We start from the raw sequence: 23,516 nt of genomic DNA on the forward strand, positions 1-23,516 counted from the left end.
GTGCAACCATTTCTCACGCAGGTTGTGGCCCACACATTGAAGGTGGGCTACATTTGTTAAAGTTACTTGATTGGTACTACTTTACTTCGTTTCAGCTTAGCAAGCTCCTCTCGAAGCTCCGCATTTTCATATTCAAGATCATCTATACGAGCTAATGCTTGAACCAGCTTATCGTTTAGATGGTGCTGTGCTGCCGCAAACAGAGCTAACTTCTCTCGCTCTGCCTCATACTTGGCCTTGTAGTTATCCTTGATGCGCTTTTGCTCTTTGAGCTTGGTGCGCACAGTCAGGATCTCTGGTTGGACTATTCCACCTTTGCCTGTCGCAATTTCACCTTTGGTCTGTTTAACTTTTTCCACGAAATCAGGATAGTAGTAACCGCTGCCATTGCCTAAATTTGCCTCTTCCTCGACAGCCCGTACACTGAGCTTGCGGTGAGTAGGAATGCGCTTAGGTTTACCCTGTTTAATACGCTCTAGGGCTGCCTCTAGTTTCAGTAGTGTATTTTCGCTCTTACTCATAAGTTGGCCGCCTTTAAGTCAGGTTCAAAAGGGGTAAAGGGCATATCAAAGTCAGCCATGACTTTTTCTGCAGCTCTTACTTGAGTGACATAGTGGCTATGTTCACTTACCGAAAATTCTTCGCCAGATTCCATGTAAGCAACTAGACTGCGGTGCTTTTTCTGCCACCACTTAGCCTGCTGCTCGTCAATGATGCTACTTCCAGAGCCACAATCAACACAGAACTGAGGAGTGACCACACCGTCCATATCGCAGTCATAACCAGATTTGCAATAACTGTGCATTGAGCCATGTAGTGTCAACTTACCATCCTTTACGGCTTTGTAGATAACATCCCATGAGCTATAAATAGTCGGTACATCTCCTCGCATTTTCATGATCGCTTTGCCATGAGTGCCTGATAGCGTTTCATCTGAGTGCCATTGTTTAAAGATTTTATTTGCGGTGGTTTCTGCATTGATTTCATCGAGTGTCTTTTGCACTTGCTCGTCAACTTTCAGATCCCGTAGGCTCGCCAGCCTCCCACCATTGGTGTACCACTCGGTCATCGCGAGGTATAAGTGCTTGAACTGTTGTTTGAGCGCTACTAATGTCCCTAGGCGGTTCTTAATGCAATAAAAGGCTAAAGTGCGCCTAAACTGATGAGTTGTCATGTGCCAAGGACTTCCAACCGTTACGTCTTTTTTTACACGGTTTAATGAGCGAGGGTTTGACTCAAGGCATTCTGCGAAATCCTTTTCAGTTACAATAAAATTGAATTGATTACAAAAACGTTGTAGTCGGTGATTCCATCCTGTAATCAATGTGGGGGGCTTGGAGCGGTATGATTTATTTACCCAAATCGAGTCTTTGTATTTTTTATCCGGGTAAGTGATTTCTTTGCGCCATTCTTCAGTTAATGTGGTCATTAACTCTATTGCAGTTTTGGAAGATGAAGCTGTGACCCATGTTTCTCGCTTATTGCCTAACTTAAAAGTGTGAGATTGGAGCATATGGAAATCACGTCCTTCAAAGGTATCCTTGTAATAACTTTTAGGCGTTAATTTATCGAGTTCGGAGTCTCGCATACCGCTAAAACCTCCACAAACGATATAGCAAGCATTAGTTATTTGACCCCAGTAGCGTTTAAAGTCCGTTCCATTGTTTAGTCTAATACTTGGTACTTTTGCGGCTAATGGAGCGATGAGGTCTTTAACTTTATGTGATTGGAACTCTTGAATTGCGGAAGTGTATTTTCGCTCGTCAATGCTACCGTCCTCATTCATGAATGAGTAGCGGTTCCCTTGCTTGATTTTTTCTTCAAGATTGCGCACTCCTTCATCATAGTTATGCTGTAGAGACTTCTCTGTATTCAAAATTAATTGTCTATATGGGTGGGCACCATTGACCAGTTCTATAGCTTTTCCATAAATGGCATCACATATACGTTCAGGTATAACAAGAGTTTGTTGTGCTTCATTGAAACTTATCCGTCTTGCTTCAGTGCTTGATTTTATTGGATTTAGGCCAAGCTCAAGCTTGTGCCATGACTCATCATTTATGGCGGTATTTATTGCCACAAAAGTAGACTCGATGGTTCCTTGGGCATAGTTACGATTTTGCAAGAAGTGTTCAAACTTAGTCCACACAACAGGCGAACCAAGATCTTTCAACGAGCTATAGTTACTCTCCATCAAGAAACTATAAACTACCTTTATATTATTTAGTCGAGTGCGAACGCTTGAGAACTTTACTGATTTTTTCTGTTTAGGACTTTTATTAAATAGCCAACCAAAACTCAGAAGCTTAAGTTCTCGTTGTAACTTAGGAGCACATTTGAATTCCTCTGTATTTAGATTGTTCTTATCTTTCTTTCGAGAGAAAGGTAAGCAATCCCAATTGTTTTGTCCAAAGGTGGCGGTAACGTTTCCGTCTTTATCCTTGCAGATGACGACGGCATCTAGCTCTTCATATCTTCTCTCATGGTAGAGCGTAACCACATCTACATCCTTGACCTTATGCTGTTGTGGAAAGTCAGGTAAATAGAGTTTAGATGTATCCATTATCTTACCTCGGCTGGTGATTTTGGAATTAAGCTTAAAACTGACTCGCTGTCATCCCAAGCGGGGTGCAGGCCATCATCATCGAGTTTGGTTTCTGCCTTTCTCAATATTTGTTTATTTATGTTTGGAAGTATTTTTTGATTGATAAACAGTATGATGTTTTCAAAGTTTTGTTTGTAATGGCTGACATCCAAATGAAGGAATAGTGATTCCTCAACACAGGACTTGAATGAGAGCAGGCACCAGATATCTGAGACTGACTGTACAATCACTTGGTCAGGACAGCCAAAGCACCCCAATAGGTCTGCACAGGCTAATCGTTCTCCCTCCTTAGCAAGTCCCTGTGTTTGGGCTTTCTTGGTGTACTTTTGGGACTTTTCACCGAATGGGGCAGCGCAGCTACCGCCATTAGAAGTACGGCTTAAATTGGGAAGGTTAATCTTGTTTTCTTCCTCGATAACCAGTACCTCAATACTGAGGTTTTTCTGAGCCTGCTTGGTGTTGACCCTGCTCTTGACCTGCTCCTCCCGAATTGACATCGTATCTTGCATCATGCCGTTATTTGCCAGCTTATTTCCCTCGCTATAGTGACGCTTGCGGGTGTTGGGCGTGTTGTTAAGCATAAGGTTATTAACCATTTCACCTTGATGATATGAGGTTAGTTGACAGCCTGTTTCACGAAAGCGGCTTATGCTGGGGCGTAAGCGTCTTCCCATTTGATCTGTGAAGGAAAAATGTTTTTCTACCCACTTTTTCAAAAAAGACTGAAGTCTTGAAGTCTGTAATTTTTGCACCTTTCGTGAGGCGATGGTTTGAAGAAGAGTCGCATCTTCATTTGTGCTAATTATTCTTGAAGCATTGAGTAGTTTGTCGAAAAAGGTCATGGCATACTTGGGTATTTCTAACTCGTGCTCACCTATCTCAACTTGAATAGTTTTAAATGCACGACGTTTAAAAGCGGGCATGGTATACCATGTTTCCCCTGTTGAAATTGATGCGTTATTAGGCTGCTTTAACCTAAATAAATCAGTGGTGTTAGCGTAAGTGTAATAAGCGAGTAGGTAGGTGGCTGCACACATCATCTTCGTTATGCCACCGCAAAGTTTATACTCTCTACCTTGCCATTCAAAGATCATGGTAGGCGTGCTTTTATGAGCTTGAATATGCGCTTCAGGATTTTTGATAAACTGTGAATATGTTTGATTGAAAAGACGTCTTAGAAATGGGAGTAGTTGTTTTAAATCGCTTTGAGTGTAGGATTCATAAGATTCTCTATCGCTATTATCCATGATAACCACGTTATTAAAGTAATAGTGTGGTAGATCAAGATATCGAGAAAATAGGGTGACCATATTAGCTCGTCTATTCTTATACGTGCTACTTTTGAGTTCGCCTAGCATTACTCTGGTTTGCAAGTGTACCATATACCCTTCTAATGAGCTTTGGGTAAATGCTGGCTCGCTTTCTTTATCGCACCACCTTAGGTATTGAGAGGCTTCAACATAAATGCCATAAAGTGAGTCGTGACTAACTCCTTCATCTATTTTTTCACTAAAACTGTCTTTTAACTGAAAAACGAACGCTTCACGATCTGCAAACTTGAATTGGTTGCTTTGTTGCAACTCTTTGCTTGATGGTAACTCATTGAATAAAAGGCGGTTAAAGTCTGCTAAAAGATTGTCCCTAACATCAAGCTTGATACAGAGGTCACTCCTCCATCCAGATAAATAGGTTAGCTCAGTCATCCTGACCTCGTAGCACATCGTGCATAATGGAATCGAGAATGCCAAACTTTACTTTGAACGCCTCTTTGCGTTTTAGAAAGCGTAAATACTTCCAAGTCGTACTTTCATCTTTATGCCCCATCCAGTCCATCAGAAGCTCCATACAGTCGACAAGGGGCAATCCAGCCTCTAGCAAGTCACTGAGGCGATAGGTGCCATAGGTGGCACGTAAATCATGGAAGCGATGGGTAAATGATGGCTCTGCCTGTTTTATTTCTGTCCTGAACTCAATCCACCTAGCTTCAATGGATTTCCCCGTAGCAGGGTTGCCTTGCTGGCTAACAAAAAGTGGTTCATGACGGTCACAGCGCTCCAGTATTTCAATGGTCTTCTGGGTGAAGGGGGGAGCATCGCTGTCTAATTGTTCTATTTTCTCGTTGAGCCTAGTAACACGCCTCAGACGGCGTTCTGAAATTCGATACTCATTCAATGATTGGAACAAGTCCGATGAAATCTCGACAGTCCGAGTCTTTAGGAACTTGGTTTGTACGCCTGTAGAGCGGGGGCATAACAGAATTTCAAAGCGATGTTGGCTCTCAGCAAGTGGAGTTGCAGTATCTAGCGCATCTAGTGTTAGGGTTGCTACTTCTTCAACCCGCATACCTGTATCAATCGCAAGCAAGGCTTGTAAGCGCAACTCTTCAGACGTTTGTGGAAGGTGCTGCGTTAAAATACCAAGAGCATCACGGCTTAGTGGAGATAGTGGCTTGATGTTTTTACTATCGGCATCCCTCGGTACTTTTATGCGTAAATCACTGGTCTCAACAATGAAAGTTGGAGATACGTGGGCAAGCATCCCACGATTCTGAACTGAGACGAACTCCATTTTGAATGGCGCTTCCTTCTCACTCTTTACGCTTAAGTAACCACCATGCATCAACCATTTATAGTAGTTGACGATTTGGTTCATACGAACACTGGCTGTGCTATGTGCAAGTTCGCCTTGTTTTATTTTCTTGAGTAGGTAGGAGCGGAACAGGTAAGTTGGCTTTAGCCGTTTGACTGGTGGGAATTTATCCCAATTCAACCCCTTGTCCTCAAGAAATTGATAGTAGGCACGCAATGCCTGTGCGCAGGGAGATAGGTTTTCTGCTTTCTTTACGACCTTGAGATAAAACAGGTAACTGTTGGCTTCGTGATTGAAGATGCCATCTTGCGAAAAGAGTGTTGGTAACGAACCGATATTGTCATTGGAAGGTTGGCAATGGAATGTACCATCATCCAGTTTTTGTAGTTCAGTCTCTTTGAAGACATCGCTGGAGTGTACAAGGTATGTCATAAATCATCCTGAAAGTATCACTGTCCATACATACAGCATAGACAGTGATTAATTATTTTCCAGAATTATTTACGTGTGTAAGATGCTTTTCCTACACTAACCCCTCATGGTAACGAACTCTTCAGAGCCCGTTGGGTGGATAGCCACAACAGAGTCGAAGTCTGCTTTGGTTGCGCCCATCTTCATTGCTACGCCGAAGCCTTGGATCATTTCATCTACCGTGAAACCGATGCCGTGTAGGCCAACAACCGTTTCTTCTTCGCCCGCACATACAAGCTTCATCTTACATGGTTGACGGTGCTTAGTAACAGCGGTGTACATCGCAGTAAAGCCAGATGTGTAGACTTTGATGTTGTCTTTGCCGTACTTCTCTTCTGCTTCTTGCGTTGTTAGACCGATAGTGCCGATTGGTGGGTGGCTAAATACCACAGTTGGTACCAAATCGTAGTCCATCTTCGCGTTTGGTTTGTTGTTGAAAAGACGCTCAGAAAGTTGACGACCCGCTTTCACTGCTACTGGTGTTAGTTCGATACCGCCTTCCATGATGTCACCCACACAGTAGATGCCTTTCACGTTAGTTTCTTGGTATTCGTCTACCTTGATGTAGCCTTTTTCGTTCGTTGCCACGCCGGTTGACGCTAGGTTGATTGCGTCTGTCGCAGGGTGACGACCGATTGCCCAAATCAGTTGGTCAACGTTTTGGCTTTCACCGTTTTCTAGGTGCAGAGTTAGGCTGCCATCGGCTTCTTTTACCACTTCTTTTGGTACAGAGTGGGTGTGCAGTTTTGGACCTTCTGCGTCCATCACTTCAACCAACGTATCGATGATCATTGGATCGAAGCTACGCAGTGGTGACTCTTTACGTACGAACAGGTGCGTTTCTGTACCTAGCGCGTGCAGTACGCCAGCAATTTCAACTGCGATGTAGCCAGCACCCACAACCGCAACGCGTTTTGGTTGCTCTGCTAGGTCGAAGAAGCCGTTTGAATCGATGCCGTATTCAGCGCCTGGAATGTTTGGAATAGTAGGACGACCACCAACCGCGATCAGGATGTGATCCGCAGTATAATGTTCACCGTTTACTTCTACGGTTTTCTCGTCAACAAACTTAGCAAAGCCTTTAATCACGTTTACTTTGTTGTTGCCAAGAACGCGATCGTAAGATTGGTGAATACGACCAATGTACGCCTGACGGCTCTCAACCAGTTTGCTCCAGTCGAAACCTTTCACGTCGACATCAAAACCGTAATCTTCTGCGTACAGGTTCATTGCTTCTGCGATTTGTGCGCCGTGCCACATCACTTTTTTCGGTACACAACCTACGTTTACACAGGTACCGCCAAGGTCTTGAGCTTCGATTAGCGCAACTTTCGCGCCGTACATCGCCGCACGGTTTGCAGATGCGATGCCGCCACTGCCGCCACCGATACAGATATAGTCAAAATGAGTCGCCATTACTTTCTCCAAGAGCTTATAAATTTTATCTGGTACATAGATAGATTGGGATGACCTTGTCCGAACTCAATGCCACCGTTATCCCACTATCATAAATCGAATTCGACTAATTCCTAAATGGGAAAAAGCGACAATACTTATGACAAATAGCGATGAGAGGCACAAAAAGAAGAATAAGCACGATTGGAGGAAGAAGGTGAGAGCATAAAAAAGCGCAACGAGAATGTCGTTGCGCTTGAAGATATCAGTACTGAAGTGCTTACTCTGGCACAATCCAGTCCACTTTCCAGTGGCCAGTTGCTGGTGCGATCGCGTCTTGCAGGAATGGCAGAATCTCTTTCATCTGGCTTTCCAGTTTCCATGGCGGGTTAATCACAATCATGCCGGATGCCGTCATGCCGCGCTCGTTGGTATCTGGTGCAACACCTAACTCGATTTGCAGAATTTTACGAATACCGAGTGCTTCCAAACCTTCGATCATATCTTCGATGTCGTGACGGTTTACCACTGGGTACCAAATCGCGTAGATACCGGTGGCCCAACGTTTATGGCTCTGATGAATCGCTCGCACCACATCGCGGTACTCTTTCGCGAGTTCGTATGGTGGGTCAATCAGCACCAAACCACGACGTTCTTGTGGCGGTAAGCTTGCTTTGAGGCGTTGGAATCCGTCCTCTTTGAAGATGCTCACTTGGCGATCACGATGGAATTCTTGCTCTAACAATGGGTGATCGGCTGGGTGCAACTCGGTCAGCACCATGCGATCTTGTGGGCGGATTTGCGCGCGCGCTACACGTGGTGAGCCTGGGTAGTAACGCAGCTTCTCGCCGTTGTTGAGCACTTTAATGGCATCGATGTAGCTTTTGATGTCTTTGGGAATGCTTGGGTTATCCCAGATACGTGCGATGCCTTGTTTGTATTCACCCGTTTTTTCAGACCATTCGTGAGTCAGATCGTAACGGCCCACACCCGAGTGGGTATCGTGATAAACGAATGGCTTATCTTTTTGTTTCAGCGCATCAAGAATGAGGCTTTGAACGATGTGTTTGACCACGTCGGCATGGTTGCCAGCGTGGAAGCTGTGGCGGTAACTTAACAAATTAAACTCTCGAAACACTCTTTGGCTGAGTGTGGTCTGTGATTTTCACTCTATGGCGGTATTATACTCAAGTAACTTAAAGATGTAGAACTTCCAATCAAATCTGTTCCTCTGATAAGGGGACGCTATTGAAATTTCTTTAAGTCACCCACACTTACTATTGGTAATCGAATTGAACTAGGTGAGTTTCTCGCACTCAAAAGGGTGTGAAATTTCATTTAGGTATAACAAGACTCAAGGACAGAGTAGCGCTGGTTGACTATATGATGGTCATCGCGGCATAGAGAAAGGGAACGGAGCTCCCCCAATCCATGTTGCTGGCTCGTCTGTACATTGAGTTGGCCTATCTACACAAAATAGACAGGCAATCACAGAGTCAAAACACAAAAGGAATTATTCATGTCTAATCCTCTTCTGACGTTTACGGACCTACCTCCGTTTTCTCAAATTAAACCAGAACACATCAAGCCTGCCGTTGAGCAAGCGATTGCTGACTGCCGAGCAAAAATCGATGAAGTTCTACAAGACAACGCTCACCCAACTTGGGACAGTGTGATTGCGCCAATTGAAGAAGCGGATGATCGCTTAAGCCGCATCTGGTCGCCAGTGGGTCACATGAACTCGGTAGTGAACAGCGAAGAGCTACGTGAAGCTTACGAAAGTTGCCTACCAATTTTGTCAGAGTACGGCACTTGGGTTGGTCAGCACAAAGGGTTGTACGAAGCGTACAAAACCATCAAAGCGAGCGAAGAATTTGCAACGTTAACTCGTGCCCAGCAGAAAACCATCACTGATGCACTGCGTGATTTCGAGTTATCAGGCATTGGTTTGCCATCCGATGAGCAGCACCGTTACGGCGAGATCAGCAAACGTATGTCTGAGCTGAGCTCTAAATTCTCTAACAATGTGCTGGATGCCACCATGGGTTGGACCAAGCACATCACAGACGAGAAAGACCTAGCAGGTATGCCAGAATCGGCGCTGGCAGCAGCGAAAGCTGCCGCAGAAGCAAAAGAGTTAGATGGTTACCTCATTACGCTAGATATCCCATCTTACCTACCTGTCATGACGTACTGCGATAACCAAGAGTTGCGTAAAGAAGTGTACGAAGCGTACGTGACGCGCGCTTCTGATCGAGGTCCAAACGCAGGCAAATGGGATAACTCAGAAATCATTACTGAGCAGCTAAAACTGCGCCATGAAATTTCACGTATGCTAGGTTTCAATACTTACAGTGAAAAGTCGTTAGCAACAAAGATGGCTGAAACGCCGGATCAAGTGCTGGGCTTCCTGAATGACCTAGCGACACGAGCGAAACCGCAAGGTGAACGTGAAGTCGAAGAGTTACGTCAGTTTGCGAAAAGTGAGTTTGGTGTTGAAGAGCTGAACGTTTGGGATATCGCTTACTACAGCGAGAAACAAAAGCAGCACCTGTTCCAAATTTCGGATGAAGAACTGCGCCCATACTTCCCAGAGTCAAAAGTCGTGAGCGGTCTGTTTGAAGTGCTAAACCGCGTGTTTGGCATGACCGTTACTGAGCGCGAAGGCGTAGACACTTGGCATGAGTCCGTGCGCTTTTTCGATATCTTTGATGCTGAAGGCACACTCCGTGGCAGCTTCTACCTAGATCTCTACGCTCGTGAACACAAACGTGGCGGCGCGTGGATGGATGATTGTCGTGGTCGTCGCGTTACGCTATCTGGCGAGCTGCAAACGCCGGTTGCGTATCTAACGTGTAACTTCAACCGTCCAGTGGGCGACAAACCAGCACTGTTCACGCACGATGAAGTCGTGACGTTATTCCATGAATTTGGTCATGGAATCCACCACATGTTGACGCAAGTTGATACAGGTGCTGTTTCAGGTATTAATGGCGTGCCTTGGGATGCGGTTGAGCTACCAAGTCAGTTCCTAGAAAACTGGTGTTGGGAAGAGGATGCGCTGGCGTTCATTTCTGGTCACTATGAGACAGGTGAGCCGCTACCGAAAGCGATGCTAGACAAAATGCTCGCAGCGAAAAACTTCCAATCTGCGATGGGTATTTTGCGTCAGCTAGAATTCGGCTTGTTCGATTTCACGCTTCACACCGAATATGACCCTGAAGTGGGTGCGCGTGTACTGGAAACTCTGGCGAAAGTGAAAGAGAAAGTCGCGGTAGTTCCTGCGGTTGAGTGGGCGCGTTTCTCACACAGCTTTGGTCATATTTTTGCTGGTGGCTACAGTGCGGGTTACTACAGCTACCTGTGGGCTGAAGTGCTGTCGTCAGACGCGTATTCTCGCTTTGAAGAAGAAGGCATCTTCAACAAAGAGACGGGTCTAAGCTTCCTGAACAACATCCTAGAAATGGGAGGCAGTGAAGAGCCAATGGAGCTGTTTAAGCGCTTCCGTGGCCGCGAGCCACAAATCGATGCACTGTTGCGCCATTCGGGTATTGCGGCGTAAATTGAGCAAAAAACATCAAGGCCAACCGAACGGTTGGCCTTTTTTGTACATTTTTTATAAAAAATTTTACGGATTTACGTTGCGGTTGATCGGGTTCTGCAACGATATCAATGTCTCCGTGGACTGAACCTCATCAATGGCTTGCAGCTTGTCGATCAGTACAAATTGCAGCTCTTCAATCGATTTGCACATCAATTTGACGAATATGTTATACGCGCCCGTGGTGTAGTAAGCTTCAACGACTTCGTCGAGCGCGTTGAGTTTTTCTAACGCGGAGTGGTAATCACGAGCTGCATTGAGGTTAATACCAATAAAGCAGCACACATCGTAGCCAAGCTTTTTGGTATTGATGATCACCTCCGTTCCTTCGATGATGTCAGCCGACTTCATCTTCTCGATACGCACATGGATAGTGGCAGGGCTGACATCGAACTGCTTTGCCATTTCTGCGTAGGGCGTTCTGGCGTCAGCCATCAGTGTTTTTAATATTGCGCGGTCAAGGTCGTCGAGTTTCGGCAGGCTCGCATTCATACTATGATTTCCGTTAGGGATAGAGTTTTACCTCCCTTTTATACTCATAGCGGATAGGATTCACAAGGTTTGGCAGGAGTAACTGCGGGTTAACTCCGAGCTATGGAGATAATGTGCAGCGTTTTCTGGTTATTGCCGCGCTATGTTGGAGCGCGTTTGCTACGGCCTCAGATCCGAAGGTGTTGGTCGTGCACTCCTATCATCAGGGTTTTTTCTGGACGGACTCCATACAGCGAGGCATCGAGCAACAGCTGGGCGATCGAGCGCTGGACATGCGTGTGCTCTATCTAGACTCGAAACGTAACCAGAGTGAGCAGTTTTTTGCACAACTAAAATCCTTGTACCTTACGAAATTACGCAAAGAGCGATTCGATGCCATTTTAGTGAGCGATAACAATGCACTTGAACTCATGCAGCGTTTAGCCCCAATCATCAAAGACACCCCAGTTATATTTAACGGCATTAATAACTACCATCCTTCTTTACATCGTTCTCTGAATGCAACCGGAGTCATGGAAGATGTCGATTTGGAAGCGAATCTCGCTCTTATTGAGCGCTTACATCCGAACTACACACAAGTTCTCATCGTCAGTGACCACTCGGTGACCGGTGAGGTGTTGCGTTATCAAATCGACAATTTTGTCCTCAAGTTCCCGCAATATCGAGACAAAATCGTACAACTTGTCCCAGACAGCATCATCGATCTAAAACAACAAGTCGCAAAACTGAGTTCCGATAAAGTCGTCTTGTTCTGGACCTATTACCGAGATAAACAAGGTATGGTTGGCAGCGAGCGTGACTGGGTTGGTGTCAACAAAGTCTCAAACGCGCCGCTGTTTATGGTGCATGACATTGGTTTGGGTCATGGCGCAGTTGGAGGGGTTATTCAAAGTGGTTATCGGCATGGTATTGAGAGCGCAGAGATGCTTGAGTTCGTTTTGGATAACCCTGATCAGCCTCTGCCTGCGGTGAAAAAAAGTGATTCTGAAATAAAGCTCGATTACCAAGCGGTAGCGCGTTGGGGATTGGGGGCTGAACAAGAGGTTTCTGCGGTATTTTTTAATAAGCCAATGAAGCTTTCTGAACGTTTTGCCAAGGAAATTCGCCTGTTTGGTAGTCTGTTTGTGGTGATGTCGGTGGTCATTTTGCTGATGGGTTATTATTTACAGCGGATGCGTCGCAGTGAGAGCGCTGCGCGAGAAAGCCAGGCTATTCTAGAATCGATTTTCGATCAGAGCATGCAGTATATGGGCATTTTGGATGCCAACGGTGTGCTTAAATCGGGCAACGATCACCTTCAATCCTTACTTTATCACCAAGGACTGCGTTTAGACCGACCACTTTGGTTTCATCCCAACTGGAGTGAGAAAGCCCAAGCGCTGCTAGAGGAGTATTTCCATGCGCCTCACCATCAAGTGTCGACGTTTGAAGCTGAAATTTGGAGTAAAGAACACGGCGCCTTGGTATTAGAAGTTTCGCTCAAGCCTTTTTCTCAGCAAGTAGGGAATCATAAGCAATACTTGTTTGAAGCGCGCGATATTACCAGTCGTAAATTGATGGAGGACAAGCTCTACCAACGTGAGTCAACCCTACGCAACTATTATGAGCAGCAGCCCGTGATGATGGTGACGCTTGATAGTAATAACCGAATTCAAGAAGTGAATCGATTTGCTCAACTACTTCTTGGCTACAAACCGATGGACATGCTCGGACATCGCCTGAGGGAGTTCTATTTTGATGACAAAGTGCTGTTCCCTCGCCAAGTGTTATTGCAACCCAACCAGCAAGTGCATGGTGTTTGGCGACGTGAAGTCGAGTATCGTCATGCAAATGGTCATCGTGTTTGGGTGCGCGAGAATATTCGTCCGCTGAGTGAATCTGAGCAACTGCTGATTGTGGGCGAAGATATTACCGAAACCAAACTGCTCTCCGAGAAATTGGAATACCAAGCTCGCTATGACTTACTGACGGGGACTTACAACAGAAACCATTTTGAACTAGAGCTTAAGACCGCACTGTGCGAAGTGGACAGCCATCGTCGAGTCCACGCCATGTTGTACCTCGACTTAGATCAACTAAAAGTCCTCAATGATACGGTTGGGCATGATGCAGGTGATGCGGCGATTCAATTCTGCGCCAGTATGCTGGAAGGCGTTCTGCCGTACAATTCCATCTTGGCTCGAATGGGAGGCGATGAGTTTGCGGTGTTACTCAAAGACTGTGACGAATATGGCGCCATCAATATTGCCAAACTGATCATCTCGACACTAAGCGAACACCTCTTTATTTGGGAAGACACACGCCTGTTCATCAGTTGCTCAATTGGTATCCGTATCATCGATCATACCGCTGATACGCCACAAATGGTGCACGCTCAAGCAGACTCTGCTTGTCACGCCGCTAAAGAGCAAGGCCGTAACCGCTATAATCTATTCAGCTTAGATAACGAAGAGTTGCAGCGTCGTCAGATGGAAATGCAGAGCGTCAATTTGGTGCATGAGGCATTGTCGAATCAACGTTTAGAACTGTTTGCTCAACCGATAAAAAGTTTACAAAAGCACGAGACTCAAATGTATTTTGAGATTTTGGTGCGTATTCGCAATGGGTACGGTGATTATGTTTCTCCTGCGCTGTTTATCCCTGCTTCCGAGCGCTACAACATTGCCCATTGGATTGATAAGCAGGTTATTACTCAAACACTAGAGTGGTTTGAACAGCGTCCTGAGGTGGTTGAACAGCTTGGTCGCTGTTCGATAAACCTTTCAGGTCAATCTATGGGGAATCAAGAGTTTATTGACTTCTTATTGGAGCGATTGGAAAGTTCGACTCTGCCGTGTGAAAAAATCTGCTTAGAAATCACCGAGACAGCGGCGATGAGCAATCTGGATCAAGCCATTGAGCTGTTTACCAAGCTAAAGTCTTTGGGTTGCATGATTGCATTGGATGATTTCGGATCTGGATTGTCTTCATTTGGTTACTTAAAGAAACTTCCTGTCGATATCGTGAAAATTGATGGTCTTTTCGTGCAAGATATCAACGTAAATGAAATGGACCGCGTGATGGTTCGTTCAATCAATGACTTGGCGAAACAGCTCGGCAAAGTGACGGTGGCGGAGTTTGTCGAAAATGACCAGGTCATGCAGCATTTGATAGACCTCGGTGTGGACTACGGCCAAGGCTACGGTATTGGCCATCCTAAGCCGCTTTCTGAGCTAGTGGAGCAACTGACGGCTGTATAACCTCTGCGTAGCAAGCTCAACCTAGCATTAATAGGTAACTTAGGTATACACTCAGCGCCAGTTACCTCGATTTTTATTGGAGCCTCCTTTTGCAACTGCAATTGATCTGTGAAAACCCGTCTCAACAATCTCATCTTGATGAACTCGCTGCGCGTTGGCAGCTTTCTCACACTGACGATAGCGATTTTGCTTTGGTGCTAACCACCGAGCGTTTGGAGCTACGTAAAGTGGATGAGCCAAAGCTGGGTGCAATCTTTGTGGATTTGATTGGTGGTGCGGTCGGTCATCGTCGCAAGTTCGGTGGTGGTAAAGGCCAAGCAATTGCGAAAGCTGCGGGGTTGAACAAAGGGGCAACGCCAACCGTGTTAGACGGCACGGCAGGTCTTGGTCGTGATGCGTTTGTGCTCGCCTCGCTAGGTTGTAAAGTGCAGATGGTCGAGCGTCATCCAGTCGTAGCGGCTTTGTTAGATGATGGCTTGGATCGAGCGAAACAAGACCCAGAAATCGGCACCTGGGTATCTGAGCGCATGTCGCTAATCCATGCTTCTAGCCATGATGCGTTGGAACAATTGGCGCAAGATAAAGACTTTGTTCAGCCAGATGTGGTGTATCTCGACCCTATGTATCCGCACCCAGAAAACAAGAAGAAATCGGCGCTCGTAAAAAAAGAGATGCGCGTTTTCCAATCGTTGGTTGGCGCCGATTTGGACGCCGATGGTTTGCTAGATCCTGCCATGGCGTTAGCCACAAAACGCGTAGTAGTTAAACGCCCAGACTATGCTAACTGGCTGAACGAGAAAAAACCGACCATGGCGATTGAAACGAAAAAAAATCGCTTCGATGTCTACGTTAAAGCATCGATGGCATAACTTCCTGACGGCTCAACTTTTCTTGTCACAGTACGGTGTGTCGTGCTGTGACTCAGCCTCTCTTTCCTCGTCTCTATTGATAGTTTTCTCTTGCTAATACCCTTCCCTGACTGTATATCTAACTAAGAATTATTATTATTTCACTTGTTGTGATGCGGTCGATAACTGGGAAGTTGGAGTAGTAGAATGGCTAAACGTTTATGTAAAATGAGTCGCAAACAGATCGCGGCAGAACTTGGTGATATCCATCGTTTAGTTGTCGCACCAAAATTCGTTTGTCGTTCTTGCGCACGCTCTTCATCGGCCAAAGATACCCTTTGTAAGCCAGCCGCAATTCCTCCACAAAAATGCCAAGACAAGCCATTGAGTGAGCAACAAGCATGTGGCTTATTGGTTGAAGCTCTGCCAGCACAAGCGATTCCAGTGACCACTAAACAAAGCGACGAAAAAGCCGCGATTGTGAGGCGTGTTGTTGAGCGTGTGAAAGAGAAAAAACAAGCCGAAAAATCTCCGGAGCCAGTAAGAGCCGACGCACCAGTATGGTTTGATTTAGCGGATAAAAAATCGCTCAAGAAAGCGAAAAAAGCACTGAAAAAGCACTATAAGCAGCAAAAGAAGTTGCTAAAAGTGGCGAAAAAACAACAAAAGTTACTTAAGCGTCAGCGCAAACTAGAAGTGTTGCTGCCAACGCCACCTAATGCTTTGATGAACGCAATCTCACAAGCCAAAGTGCATTAATCAAATAAAAAACGCTCTCCAGTTGGAGAGCGTTTTTTATTGTCGGTATGTGTGTTGGGAGCGATGGCGTTACTTCTTAGCGTAGCTCATTTCGACGCGCTTTTTCACCCAGGTTTCGTTAATCCATAGGGATAGCATGATGATCGCACCGCCAATGGCGAGTCGCATGACATCAACATCGCGGTTCCAAATCACAATGTTTACAATCAAGCCCGCCGGAACCAATGCATTGTTCATTACTGCCAGTGCCCCTGCGTTCACCATGGTCGCGCCTTTGTTCCAAGCAAAGTAACCAAAACCAGAAGCAATCAAACCAAGGTATGTCAGAATACCCCATTGCGTTGCAGTGGTTGGTAGTTTGTCTAGGTTACCCATGAGCGCGAAAGCCACGGTTGCTACACAAAGTGCACCTAAGTAGAAGTAGCCAAACACGGTGTGTTGTGGCAAATCGACGGGCTCACTCTCCATGATATATTTGTAGCCCACCTGACCGATGGCAAAGCAGAGGTTTGCTCCTTGTACGACCAAAAAGCCCAGTAGGAAATCTTCATTAATGCCTGCAAATTTAATCCAGGCGGCACCAAATACGGCTATTGCTGCGGTAACTAAGTACCAAGGTGAAAAGCGACCTTTCAAGAAGTCATAGATTAGCGTGACGTAAATGGGTGTGAATACGGTGAACAGCAATACTTCTGGCACGGAAAGGAGCAAAAAAGATTGGTAGTAGAAGCAATACATCAAACCGAGCTGGAAGCCACCGACGGTCATCAGTTTCGCGATCAGGGATTTGCTAACGCCACGGAATTTCAAAAAGGGAATGAAAACCAGGCTCGCCAGTGCCACGCGCATGAACACCGAGAACCAAGAATCAACCTGACCGGCGAGGTAAACGCCGATCAGGCTAAATGAGAATGCCCAAAGTAGGGTAACTGCGGATAGATAAGCCATGGATGAGAATCTTTATCAACAACAAATGTGCCCGCAGTCTAACCAAGTTTTATCGTTGCGCCAATCAGTCTTTTAGCGGTACGACCAGCATATCGACTGGTGAGCAGTTAATAAGCTGTCGAGTCGAAGATAGAATCTTGCTCCAGAAATCTTGGTGATGACCACAAACCACCAAATCGATACTGTAGTCTTGAATGGTATCGCACAGCTCATTACTCAAATCGCCACTACCGACTAAAGTATGGGCAATTGGGTATTGCGCATATTCTGCGAAGTTTGCCAATTGTGTGCGCGATGCTTCCATTGCTTGATGTTGCGCTTCTGCCATATTGATATCGATAAGCCCGGTGTAGAGTTCTGCGTAGTTCACGTCGATGTGAATAAAAGAGACTTTCGCATCCAGAGGTTTAGCCAGTGATACGGCTTTCTTAATCAACACTTTACTGTCGTCTGAAAGGTCGACTGCCACAAGTATGTGTTTGTAACTCATATTGCTATCTCCTTGTAAGGTCATAGTTTTAGATTAGCACCAACCCCAAAAAAAATTTGCTGAAGTGATCTCATATCGGTGCCGTAGGTACAAAGTCTTGTCTCAGTAATCATGTTATAGTGGCGTTATACCCAAGTGACTTTGATATGCTGAAATAAGCGTAGTGTTACTGACTAGAGTTGAAGTGAAACTTCGCCGTGTCTGCCAGACCAAGCTATTCTCGCAGCGTCATTTATTTCGAGGTTACTTGGGTATATTGCATGCACAATAATAGGAGTTAACATGCTGTCTCAAACTATGGTCGAACAATTGAATGAGCAAATTAACCTAGAATTTTTCTCATCCAATCTATACTTACAAATGAGTGCTTGGTGTGAAGACAAAGGTTTTGAAGGTGCGGCTGAATTTTTACGCGCTCACGCCGTAGAAGAAATGGAGCACATGCAACGCCTATTCACTTACGTGAGTGAAACTGGCTCAATGCCAATCTTAGGCGCTATTGATGCGCCAAAGCATGACTTTGCGAGCCTAGGTGACGTTTTCCGCGAGACATTTGAACATGAGCAAATGATCACGGAAAAAATCAACAAACTGGCGCACGTTGCATTTACTAGCCAAGACTACTCAACGTTTAACTTCCTACAGTGGTACGTGTCAGAACAGCACGAAGAAGAGAAGTTGTTTAAAGGGATTTTAGATAAGATCGAACTGGTAGGTGAAGACGGTAAAGCGTTGTTCTTCATTGACAAAGATCTAGCACAAATGGCGAAAGAAGGTTCATCTTCAATCATGGATGCTCCAGCTGCGTAAACGCGTTTTGGGACGTTGTAAGTAGCGGGTAAAGACGAAGTGTTGATCGTCTTTTTCTCTTGAGCATTGTTGAAGATGTAGGGAGGAAAAGATGATCAGTGGAGACACAATCTTATTTGCGCTAATGGTGGTAACTGGAGTTAATATGGTCCGGTATCTCACCGCTCTTCGTTCTCTAATTTATATCATGCGTGAAGCGCATCCGCTGTTATATCAGCAAGTTGATGGTAATGGTTTTTTTACCACTCATGGAAATGTCACCAAGCAGGTGAGGTTGTATCACTACATTAAAAGTAAAGAATATCATCATCACCACGATGAAATTTTTACTGGTAAGTGTGAAAGAGTGCGTGAATTGTTTGTTCTATCGACCGCGTTGCTCGGCGTGACGCTACTTGCAGCCTTCATTCTCTAAGAGTCAATAATCTAGATAGTTGTTCTGTCTGAGATTTTGCGGACATACAGAGCGCTTAGAGTTTAAGCGCTTTTCCCTTTCGGTATTTGTCGGTAGAATGTCGCGCCTAGAAAGCAAGGATGTGCAATGTGCACATCCTTTTTTATTTTGATTCGATACCAATCAGTCTAAGAGCTACCGATGAGTAAGAAATTTGATGTTGTTGTAATTGGCGCAGGCGCAGCAGGTTTAATGTGTGCTGCAGAAGCAGGCAAGCGAGGCCGCCGTGTTTTGGTGCTCGATCATGCTAAAAAGCCAGGACGTAAAATCCTTATCTCGGGCGGTGGTCGTTGTAACTTCACTAACTACGACGTTTCAGCTAATCACTATTTGTGTCAAAACCCGCACTTTGTTAAGTCGGCGCTCTCCCAATACACTAACTGGGATTTCATCTCGATGGTGTGTAAACATGGCATTGAGTTCGAAGAGCGTGATCACGGCCAGTTGTTTTGTGTCGATGCATTTACGGCCAAAGATATCGTGAAGATGTTGTTAGCTGAGTGTGACATGCCGAACATCGAGCAGCGTTACCAATGCGATGTTCATTCGATTGAAAAAATTGATGAAGGCTTTCGTTTGCATGCTGGTACTGAGATTGTCGAATGTGAGTCTTTAGTTATCGCAACAGGTGGCTTGTCGATGCCAAAACTGGGAGCGACACCATTTGGTTATAAAGTCGCGGAACAATTTGGTCTTCGAGTTATCCCAACCACGGCAGGGCTTGTACCATTTACTCTGCATAAAGAAGACAAAGAAGACTTTGCTGAGTTATCTGGTATCGCGGTACCTGCGGAAATTACGGCTGAAGATGGCACCATGTTCAAAGAAGCCCTGTTGTTCACACATCGTGGGTTATCTGGTCCAGCAGTGTTACAGATTTCTTCATTCTGGCGGGCCGGACAAAAGGTGTTGATCAATCTTGTGCCAAACGATGATGTTGCTGAGTTATTAGAACGCAGTCGTGAGAAGCATCCAAATCAGTCACTCAAGAATACGCTTGCCAAAGTGCTGCCTAAGCGTCTGGTTGAAGTCTTAATTGAACGTAAAGAGCTAGTCGATAAACCGCTAAAACAGTTCAATCAAAAGGAGCTTGCGGCGATTGTGGAGCGTCTAGAGCATTGGGATATCGCCCCGAATGGCACTGAAGGCTACCGAACTGCGGAAGTGACACTCGGCGGTGTCGATACTGATCACTTATCCTCGAAAACCATGGAATGCAAAGACATTAAAGGGCTTTATTTTATTGGTGAAGTGATGGATGTGACTGGTTGGCTAGGGGGCTACAATTTTCAGTGGTGCTGGTCGAGCGGTTTTGTTGCGGGGCAGTGGGTTTAATCAAACACCAAACGCAGCCTAACTGCATAAAAGATAAGATACAAAAAGAGCACTGAGTTTTATTCAGTGCTTTTTTTGTATTCCCATAGCGAGTTACTCGTCTTGATACTTTTCGAGTTTGTTATAGAGCGTTTTCACGCTAATGCCTAACTCCTGCGCTGATTCCGTTTTATTACCTTGATTCTCTTCAAGGGTATTGAGAATGGCGGCTTTTTCTAGCTCTTCTAACGAAACGCCCGCCGGAACAAGGTCTTCGATGCTGGTGCCTGTTTCCAATGGTGGTGTGTCGAAGATAAGGTGTTCATCTCGGATGGTGTCATCAGCCAAAATAAATGCACGTTCGATCGTGTGTTTGAGCTCACGGACATTACCTGGCCAGTCGTGTGCAGCGATTTTTTGGATCGCAGAGTCAAGAATCGTTTTGGTTTTTGCCTCATTGGCGTTGCGGTGCGCGATAAAGTGCTTGGCCAGACCGACGATATCACCGCCTCGTTCTCGCAGTGGCGGTATCGTTAATGGGAAATGCGATAACCGGAAAAACAGATCTTCACGCAGGAACTGCTCCTCAATGGCGATTTTAGGATCACGGTTTGTAGCAGCAATGATGCGAGTATTAGCGATATGAACTGTATTACTGCCAACTGGGCGATACTCTCCGGTTTCTAGCACCCGCAATAGCTTCACTTGATGCTCGATAGGCATCTCGGTGATTTCATCTAAAAATAGTGTGCCGCCCTCTGCCTGCTTAAATACACCTTGGTGAGTTTTATTTGCTCCGGTAAAAGCGCCTTTCTCATGACCAAACAGTTCACTATCAACCAATTCAGGGCTAATGGCACCACAGTTAATCGCTATAAAGGGCTGTTGTTTACGCTCACTCGCTAAGTGGATGGTCTGCGCCACCAGTTCTTTGCCTGATCCACTTTCACCGACAATAAGGACGTTGGCTTCTGTTTTAGCAACGCGCCTGATCATACGATAGAGCTGATGCATCGGAGAGGAAGATCCGACCAAAAGACCAAATTGGTCAAGATCGCTGGTGGACACTTTACGCCCTTGATCTTGTTTGTGTTGATAGTACTGGCTGACTTCGCTCAGGGTGTCCGTCAGAATGGCAATATCAACGGGCTTTCTGTAGTGAAAAATAGCACCCAAGTTCATCAGTTTATCCAAGTTCTCGTTTGGAGCGCCTGAGCTAATGATGATCAAGTCCATATCGTAGATGTCTTCGATATTAGAAAGACGTTGATAATCTGCACTAGTAAAGTGGGCGACTTCAACAATCGCAACTTCCGGTTTGAGTTGTAGAAAATCTTCAATCCATTGGTCTGCGGCATCGATGTCATGCAGACGAAATTTGTTCAGTTCCTGGCAAGAAGCGATGGCATTTTTAAGTGATGGATCTTGTATTCTTAGAAACAGGCTTGGCATCGACATAGAAATGTCCTCTTTACTATGACAGAAACAATGTACGTGGATTATTCTCACTTCACAAGACAAAATATTGTCAGCATAGATTTAAGGATTTGTTCGATATTTTTATGTTGTTAGCCCCTTTTTGATATATATCGGTGAGAGCCATCAGTAGATATTTCCTTTTGTTCTGATTTTTTTATTTAAAATAATAATTTTGCTATTAATTGATTCTGGAGAAATAGCCTTTCTGTTTTATCAGGTTATTTAGGCACAAGTGACGGAGGCTTTATCACCGATTAAAAATTACATTTATTACGTGTAAATAATTCATGCTTATACTTTATTGCTCATCTCATTTTTACCTCTTTCCCTTATTAGTTGCTTAAAAACAATAAGTTATAAAGTTGGCACATGGTTTGCTCCTAGGGAAGTGCAACGTCAATAAAGGAGAATTACCATGAATAACATCGCAGCTAAAATTGTACTTACGTCAGTTCTTGCTACTTCATCTACAGCAGTCTTAGCGAGTGATAAATGGCAAAAAGAATCCATGGACGCTTGGCTAGATGGTAAAGCTGAAACCACGCTACTGCTAAACAGCAATCTCAACTCTTTTGATATCAATACCGATGTTGAGAATCAGGTCGTTACCCTTTCTGGTTCGGTAAACAATGATCTTGAAAAATCACTTGCCGAAGAGCTTGTTACTGGTCTTGATGGTGTGAAAAAAGTAAACAACGAATTGTCAGTAGTGAATGAAGGCAAGAAAGAAACTGATTCAGAAGCTTTAGCTACACTGACCGATTCTAAAATCACGACTATAGTTAAAACGCGCCTACTAATGGATACCAATGTGAGTGGTACGGATATTGATGTAACGACAGAACGCAAAACGGTAACGTTGGCAGGTAAAGTTAATTCAGATGCGGAGCATGATCTTGCAATTTCAATTGCAAATAACACCAATGACGTAAATAAGGTGATTGATAAGCTAGAAGTGGTTCAGTAATAGCGAGCTGAGTGATTTAACCCACTTTTATTAGGAGGTAACACTATGGTTCGTTGGATGTTTATTTTTCTGGCACTGGCACTAATTTCTGCACTATTAGGCTTTACCGGTATTGCAGGAGCTGCTGCCTCTATCGCGCAAGTGATATTTTACCTATTCCTATTGTCATTAATTGTATCAATAGTGATTGTTCTGCTGGGAAGAAAAAACGTAAATAGATAGGAGATTCCATGCGACTTACGTCATTTGTTTACCGTATCGCCGCAGTATTCGGTTTGGTGTTTGCGTTGGCAGCTTGTAGTGAAGAAGGGCCAATGGAACAGGCCGGCAAAAAGATAGATGAAGCCGCCGAAGAAACCCAAAATGCGATTGAAGATGAATGTGAAAACATTAAAGAAAATCTAAACGCTGAAGACCAAGACTGTTAGCCGAATCAGGTTAGGTTTTTTACGCATAGCTATGTAAGAGAGGGGCGGTCAATAACCGCCCTTCCTTTTGTCCCAATTGTTTACAATCAGATAAGGAGTCAAAGATGAAAAACATATTTGATGTACTGAAAGAGAGTCATGAAAAGCAACGCCTTTTACTCGATGCTCTGATGGAAACGTCTGGAGATTCCCCCGCTCGTGAAGAGTTTTATCACAACCTTAAAGAGGAACTCGAACAGCACGCAGCGGCAGAAGAGCGGTTTTTCTACGCGCCTTTAATAGATAGCGATAAGACCATTGATCTCACTCGCCATGGCATCGCAGAGCATCATGAAATTGATAAAGTGATTGCACAGCTTGATGCAACCGATATGAGCTCGCCAGCGTGGCTCAACCTAATGAAAACCTTGCGTCACAAAGTGTTGCACCATCTTGAGGAAGAAGAGCAGCGTTTCTTCCAGTTAGCCGGTAAGGTAATGACCGATAAGCAGAAAATGAAACTAGCGGATGGTTATGTTGAAGAGATGGTAAGCTAGGTAGAGTGTTGGACCTTTTCGTGCCATTTCGGCACGGGAAGGCACTCAATCAAGGCGTTTACTCAAGTTCATGTATCCAAGCTCAATCCCC

21 protein-coding genes are annotated in these 23,516 nt (G+C 45.0%); 11 read left to right on the plus strand and 10 right to left on the minus strand.

Annotated elements, in window-relative coordinates:
* Nucleotides 1-62 precede the first annotated feature (62 nt).
* The 6 genes from R7E51_RS18975 to R7E51_RS19000 form a co-directional block, all read right to left on the minus strand.
* Nucleotides 63-521, minus strand: a complete 459-nt coding sequence (locus R7E51_RS18975) for a hypothetical protein (protein WP_017821121.1) — start codon at nucleotides 519-521, stop codon at nucleotides 63-65.
* Complete coding sequence (locus R7E51_RS18980; protein ID WP_017821120.1) at nucleotides 518-2,563, minus strand: hypothetical protein; 2,046 nt, start codon at nucleotides 2,561-2,563, stop codon at nucleotides 518-520. Before R7E51_RS18980 ends, R7E51_RS18975 begins: the two co-directional genes overlap by 4 nt.
* Entirely contained in the window at nucleotides 2,563-4,308 is a 1,746-nt protein-coding gene (locus R7E51_RS18985) for a hypothetical protein (RefSeq protein ID WP_017821119.1), read from the minus strand. The genes R7E51_RS18980 and R7E51_RS18985 overlap by 1 nt, the downstream gene beginning before the upstream one ends.
* A complete protein-coding gene (locus R7E51_RS18990) occupies nucleotides 4,301-5,626 on the minus strand; it encodes a tyrosine-type recombinase/integrase (protein ID WP_206957974.1) in 1,326 nt (441 codons plus the stop codon). The genes R7E51_RS18985 and R7E51_RS18990 overlap by 8 nt, the downstream gene beginning before the upstream one ends.
* A 96-nt stretch (nucleotides 5,627-5,722) precedes the next feature.
* A complete protein-coding gene (gorA, locus tag R7E51_RS18995; protein WP_042522575.1) occupies nucleotides 5,723-7,081 on the minus strand; it encodes a glutathione-disulfide reductase in 1,359 nt (452 codons plus the stop codon).
* A 259-nt stretch (nucleotides 7,082-7,340) separates the two neighbouring features.
* Nucleotides 7,341-8,180, minus strand: a complete 840-nt coding sequence (locus R7E51_RS19000; protein WP_047103871.1) for a 23S rRNA (adenine(2030)-N(6))-methyltransferase RlmJ — start codon at nucleotides 8,178-8,180, stop codon at nucleotides 7,341-7,343.
* Between the two features lie 399 nt (nucleotides 8,181-8,579).
* On the opposite strand from R7E51_RS19000, the gene prlC reads away from it, so the two are divergent.
* Entirely contained in the window at nucleotides 8,580-10,622 is a 2,043-nt protein-coding gene (gene prlC, locus R7E51_RS19005) for an oligopeptidase A (protein ID WP_017635033.1), read from the plus strand.
* Nucleotides 10,623-10,688: 66 nt separating this feature from the next.
* Here prlC and asnC read toward each other — a convergent pair whose 3' ends face one another.
* The gene (gene asnC, locus R7E51_RS19010; protein WP_005389595.1) at nucleotides 10,689-11,153 is read right to left on the minus strand and encodes a transcriptional regulator AsnC; all 465 of its coding nucleotides are present in this window, start codon (nucleotides 11,151-11,153) and stop codon (nucleotides 10,689-10,691) included.
* A gap of 113 nt (nucleotides 11,154-11,266) precedes the next feature.
* Between asnC and R7E51_RS19015 the strand changes: the two genes are divergently transcribed.
* From R7E51_RS19015 to R7E51_RS19025, 3 genes are all read left to right on the plus strand, one after another.
* Entirely contained in the window at nucleotides 11,267-14,392 is a 3,126-nt protein-coding gene (locus tag R7E51_RS19015; protein ID WP_053307269.1) for an EAL domain-containing protein, read from the plus strand.
* An 89-nt stretch (nucleotides 14,393-14,481) separates the two neighbouring features.
* Nucleotides 14,482-15,261, plus strand: coding sequence for a class I SAM-dependent methyltransferase (locus tag R7E51_RS19020; protein ID WP_170893616.1), 780 nt, complete (start codon nucleotides 14,482-14,484; stop codon nucleotides 15,259-15,261).
* Nucleotides 15,262-15,447: 186 nt separating this feature from the next.
* Nucleotides 15,448-15,999: a hypothetical protein gene (locus R7E51_RS19025; protein WP_206957972.1), complete on the plus strand. Its 552-nt coding sequence runs from the start codon at nucleotides 15,448-15,450 to the stop codon at nucleotides 15,997-15,999.
* Nucleotides 16,000-16,068: 69 nt separating this feature from the next.
* Here the strand turns inward: R7E51_RS19025 and R7E51_RS19030 are convergent, their stop codons facing one another.
* Nucleotides 16,069-16,947 carry a carboxylate/amino acid/amine transporter gene (locus R7E51_RS19030; RefSeq protein WP_006741764.1) on the minus strand — a complete coding sequence of 293 codons (879 nt, stop codon included), beginning with the start codon at nucleotides 16,945-16,947 and terminating at the stop codon, nucleotides 16,069-16,071.
* A 64-nt stretch (nucleotides 16,948-17,011) separates the two neighbouring features.
* On the minus strand, nucleotides 17,012-17,437 hold the full coding sequence (gene uspA / locus R7E51_RS19035; RefSeq protein ID WP_005379165.1) for a universal stress protein UspA: 426 nt from the start codon (nucleotides 17,435-17,437) through the stop codon (nucleotides 17,012-17,014).
* A gap of 282 nt (nucleotides 17,438-17,719) precedes the next feature.
* On the opposite strand from uspA, the gene ftnA reads away from it, so the two are divergent.
* The 3 genes from ftnA to R7E51_RS19050 all read left to right on the plus strand — a co-directional run bounded on the left by ftnA (nucleotide 17,720) and on the right by R7E51_RS19050 (nucleotide 20,036).
* Nucleotides 17,720-18,247, plus strand: a complete 528-nt coding sequence (ftnA, locus tag R7E51_RS19040) for a non-heme ferritin (protein WP_005379167.1) — start codon at nucleotides 17,720-17,722, stop codon at nucleotides 18,245-18,247.
* Nucleotides 18,248-18,338: 91 nt separating this feature from the next.
* Complete coding sequence (gene uspB, locus R7E51_RS19045; protein ID WP_005379169.1) at nucleotides 18,339-18,662, plus strand: universal stress protein UspB; 324 nt, start codon at nucleotides 18,339-18,341, stop codon at nucleotides 18,660-18,662.
* A gap of 180 nt (nucleotides 18,663-18,842) precedes the next feature.
* Complete coding sequence (locus R7E51_RS19050) at nucleotides 18,843-20,036, plus strand: NAD(P)/FAD-dependent oxidoreductase (protein WP_005382944.1); 1,194 nt, start codon at nucleotides 18,843-18,845, stop codon at nucleotides 20,034-20,036.
* Nucleotides 20,037-20,129: 93 nt separating this feature from the next.
* Here the strand turns inward: R7E51_RS19050 and R7E51_RS19055 are convergent, their stop codons facing one another.
* A complete protein-coding gene (locus R7E51_RS19055; protein ID WP_005382945.1) occupies nucleotides 20,130-21,473 on the minus strand; it encodes a sigma-54 interaction domain-containing protein in 1,344 nt (447 codons plus the stop codon).
* 436 nt (nucleotides 21,474-21,909) lie between these two features.
* Here R7E51_RS19055 and R7E51_RS19060 point away from each other — a divergent pair, with 436 nt between their 5' ends.
* From R7E51_RS19060 to R7E51_RS19075, 4 genes are all read left to right on the plus strand, one after another.
* Nucleotides 21,910-22,461: a BON domain-containing protein gene (locus R7E51_RS19060; RefSeq protein WP_017821109.1), complete on the plus strand. Its 552-nt coding sequence runs from the start codon at nucleotides 21,910-21,912 to the stop codon at nucleotides 22,459-22,461.
* Nucleotides 22,462-22,506: 45 nt separating this feature from the next.
* Nucleotides 22,507-22,683, plus strand: coding sequence for a DUF1328 family protein (locus tag R7E51_RS19065; RefSeq protein WP_005379177.1), 177 nt, complete (start codon nucleotides 22,507-22,509; stop codon nucleotides 22,681-22,683).
* A gap of 8 nt (nucleotides 22,684-22,691) precedes the next feature.
* Nucleotides 22,692-22,889, plus strand: a complete 198-nt coding sequence (locus R7E51_RS19070; protein WP_017821108.1) for a hypothetical protein — start codon at nucleotides 22,692-22,694, stop codon at nucleotides 22,887-22,889.
* A gap of 104 nt (nucleotides 22,890-22,993) precedes the next feature.
* Entirely contained in the window at nucleotides 22,994-23,425 is a 432-nt protein-coding gene (locus tag R7E51_RS19075) for a hemerythrin domain-containing protein (protein WP_017821107.1), read from the plus strand.
* Nucleotides 23,426-23,516 lie beyond the last annotated feature (91 nt).

Source organism: Vibrio sp. Vb1166 (assembly GCF_033338695.1).
GTDB lineage: Bacteria > Pseudomonadota > Gammaproteobacteria > Enterobacterales > Vibrionaceae > Vibrio > Vibrio alginolyticus.

Bases quoted from the DNA above. Each gene is read 5' to 3' on its own strand.
- R7E51_RS18975 (WP_017821121.1), bottom strand. From the start codon at position 521: ATGAGTAAGAGCGAAAATACACTACTGAAACTAGAGGCAGCCCTAGAG.
- R7E51_RS18980 (WP_017821120.1), bottom strand. From the start codon at position 2,563: ATGGATACATCTAAACTCTATTTACCTGACTTTCCACAACAGCATAAG.
- R7E51_RS18985 (WP_017821119.1), bottom strand. From the start codon at position 4,308: ATGACTGAGCTAACCTATTTATCTGGATGGAGGAGTGACCTCTGTATC.
- R7E51_RS18990 (WP_206957974.1), bottom strand. From the start codon at position 5,626: ATGACATACCTTGTACACTCCAGCGATGTCTTCAAAGAGACTGAACTA.
- gorA (WP_042522575.1), bottom strand. From the start codon at position 7,081: ATGGCGACTCATTTTGACTATATCTGTATCGGTGGCGGCAGTGGCGGC.
- prlC (WP_017635033.1), top strand. From the start codon at position 8,580: ATGTCTAATCCTCTTCTGACGTTTACGGACCTACCTCCGTTTTCTCAA.
- asnC (WP_005389595.1), bottom strand. From the start codon at position 11,153: ATGAATGCGAGCCTGCCGAAACTCGACGACCTTGACCGCGCAATATTA.
- R7E51_RS19025 (WP_206957972.1), top strand. From the start codon at position 15,448: ATGGCTAAACGTTTATGTAAAATGAGTCGCAAACAGATCGCGGCAGAA.
- R7E51_RS19030 (WP_006741764.1), bottom strand. From the start codon at position 16,947: ATGGCTTATCTATCCGCAGTTACCCTACTTTGGGCATTCTCATTTAGC.
- uspA (WP_005379165.1), bottom strand. From the start codon at position 17,437: ATGAGTTACAAACACATACTTGTGGCAGTCGACCTTTCAGACGACAGT.
- ftnA (WP_005379167.1), top strand. From the start codon at position 17,720: ATGCTGTCTCAAACTATGGTCGAACAATTGAATGAGCAAATTAACCTA.
- uspB (WP_005379169.1), top strand. From the start codon at position 18,339: ATGATCAGTGGAGACACAATCTTATTTGCGCTAATGGTGGTAACTGGA.
- R7E51_RS19050 (WP_005382944.1), top strand. From the start codon at position 18,843: ATGAGTAAGAAATTTGATGTTGTTGTAATTGGCGCAGGCGCAGCAGGT.
- R7E51_RS19055 (WP_005382945.1), bottom strand. From the start codon at position 21,473: ATGTCGATGCCAAGCCTGTTTCTAAGAATACAAGATCCATCACTTAAA.
- R7E51_RS19060 (WP_017821109.1), top strand. From the start codon at position 21,910: ATGAATAACATCGCAGCTAAAATTGTACTTACGTCAGTTCTTGCTACT.
- R7E51_RS19065 (WP_005379177.1), top strand. From the start codon at position 22,507: ATGGTTCGTTGGATGTTTATTTTTCTGGCACTGGCACTAATTTCTGCA.
- R7E51_RS19070 (WP_017821108.1), top strand. From the start codon at position 22,692: ATGCGACTTACGTCATTTGTTTACCGTATCGCCGCAGTATTCGGTTTG.
- R7E51_RS19075 (WP_017821107.1), top strand. From the start codon at position 22,994: ATGAAAAACATATTTGATGTACTGAAAGAGAGTCATGAAAAGCAACGC.